This window comes from Corynebacterium lubricantis DSM 45231 (assembly GCF_000379425.1).
In the GTDB taxonomy this organism is placed as follows: domain Bacteria; phylum Actinomycetota; class Actinomycetes; order Mycobacteriales; family Mycobacteriaceae; genus Corynebacterium; species Corynebacterium lubricantis.
In genome coordinates this window covers 1-2,168 of sequence record NZ_KB902230.1, presented here as the reverse complement: position 1 = coordinate 2,168, position 2,168 = coordinate 1, and the positions used below count along the sequence as shown (strand labels likewise).

Below are 2,168 nucleotides of genomic sequence, written 5' to 3'. Positions count from 1 at the left end.
GAGTCGAAAGGTACCGCGGTGGTCTCCTTGCTGGTCGGCAGGGGGGGTTCACCAGGCGGTAGCTGTACACCACACTATTGGACGCAACCTCTTATTTATTGGTTGACGTTAGCGTTGACTGGTTGGTTTACCCCTGCTGGATATAGTTCTACAGTTTATAGTTATAAGCGACCAGGGGAAATAGCTAACCCCCAGCTCAAACCCTGTGGATAACTCTGGCTATGAGGGTAAATATGCGCAGCCTGACCAAGGCATAAAGAAAGCGCCCACAAGGGGCGCTCACTCGTTGATGAGTACTAATCCAGCTGTAAGCGTGGCGGCTTTTTCTCAACTGAGGGAGATGTCTTAGTGACGGTGACTCCCTCTAGGTCAGCTTCGATGCCACACTCAGGCCAGACCGCCTGGACATCGTGGATAGCTTTCTTGATTTCGTTGCGGAAGTCTCGGCGTCCTACTGCTGTTTTTAGTTCTTTGGTGGCGAAGCTTTGTGCCATCATGTCCCAGGTAAAAAGGTAGGAGTCTCGGTTGTTTTTGCTAAGCCAAAACTGCTTGACCGTTAGCCAGATATAAATGTCCATTGACCGTGGCTTGGTGAGCTGGCGTAAAACAGCAAGGTCGATAGGGATGGGGGCTTCGACAATGTGCTGGAAAAACTGTGGTGTGAGTTTGATGTAGGACTCGATGAAGCTTCCTCGGTTAGGGTCGCGTGCATCAAACCATAAGTCCCATTCATCCATGATTTGAGTGTGTTTACCACGTGCGCGTACGCCATCGTCCTCTTTGACGGTCACGCGAGCGTCAGCCAGGCGCAATAATTGCTCCCGTATATTGGCTAAGTTCCCTGTTGCGCCACCTGTGCCGCGTCCAGTTACTCCGATGGCTTGGAGGAAGTGGTTCATGGAGTGGCCGAGAGGGATGCGGACTGCTTGCTCAAGGTCTATTTTTCCTGCTTTGAGCTTTCCAGCGTTTTCCACGGCACGGGTGATGATGTAGGCCATAAGCGTCACCGTTGCAGCCCATGGCTGGACGATTGGGTTGGTTTTTCTATAAGCGTCACCGTTGCAGCCCATCCTGTTTTAGGGCAGAGAAATGCCCGCATCAGTGCGGGCATGTTGAGCCTTAGAATGGTGGCTCGCTGACAACATCACCGTAGCGATCAATCAGAACATTAATTGCCGAAATAACCTCCGTCTTCGATACCCTGGGGGAAGCAATGGTACCGAACCTGCGCACGGGCGGCATGATACTGGCCGCACCCATGCCCGAAGCAGACACCTTTCCGGTGGTCAGGCCACGACTAACGAACTGATACGTCTCGCGTTTTTTCAGCTGATACTCGGTAATCAGCGCGTCTACTTCGGAAACAAAGCGCTGGGTTGCGAGGACGTAAAAGTCCTCGATAGTCGAATCGCCTTGCATCTGGTTAATGAACTGCTCGATCAATTCAGACTTGAGACGCAGGCGTGGCGAGGACTCTAACTCGCGGCGAACGCGTGAGTGGTCGTCGTCGGTGATGTTGCCGCGGCTGTCTTTCAGTTCCAGCACCAGTTCGATGATGTAGTCGACATCGACGGAGAACTTGTTGGCGAGCTGGATATCGAACTCTAGGTCTTCGACAATATCGATAGGTTCGGTCTTATCGTCTTGCGTTAGAACCTCATGCAAGTGGAGGTACACCGACTGGTAATCCTGCATGTCGCGCGGCGATAAAGTCGTGTCGTCACCAAACTGCTCGAACAAGTCGAGCACGTTGGTCAGACGAAGCAATTCAGTGTATTGCTTGACGAAATTACGCTGTGCCCTTTCACCCGCCGGAATCTCGCCAGGAACGAACTGCTGCTTCATCGAAGCTACGGCCTGTTTGTACTTGTCAAGATAGAACTCGTAAGACTGCAACACCACCACGTTGTAAGCTTCCGAGTCACCGAAACGTTGCACCGCGTCGTGGATCTCTTGTTCCAGATTACGGTAGCACATAATGTTGCCGGCTGACTTGCGAGAATTAAGGATGCGGTTGGTACGTGAGAACGCCTGGATTAAGCCATGCTGCCGTAGATTCTTGTCCACGTAGAGGGTGCTGTTGCAAAGTTCGGGCGACAGGAAGACCTGCGTGAAATAATCACAGCCATGGGCATCTTCTCCGGTCGTCATTTCCCCCGTGAAATCAT

At 52.2% G+C, this 2,168-nt stretch carries 2 protein-coding genes; both read right to left on the bottom strand.

The features are described from left to right. Positions 1 to 296: 296 nt before the first annotated feature. Positions 297 to 998 carry a replication protein RepA gene (locus A37O_RS0111455; protein WP_018297642.1) on the bottom strand — a complete coding sequence of 234 codons (702 nt, stop codon included), beginning with the start codon at positions 996 to 998 and terminating at the stop codon, positions 297 to 299. A 121-nt stretch (positions 999 to 1,119) separates the two neighbouring features. Next, positions 1,120 to 2,168: type I restriction endonuclease subunit R, EcoR124 family (locus A37O_RS15455; protein WP_033378147.1), on the bottom strand; the 1,049-nt coding region annotated here is incomplete at its 5' end.

Bases quoted from the DNA above. Each gene is read 5' to 3' on its own strand.
- A37O_RS0111455 (WP_018297642.1), bottom strand. From the start codon at position 998: ATGGCCTACATCATCACCCGTGCCGTGGAAAACGCTGGAAAGCTCAAA.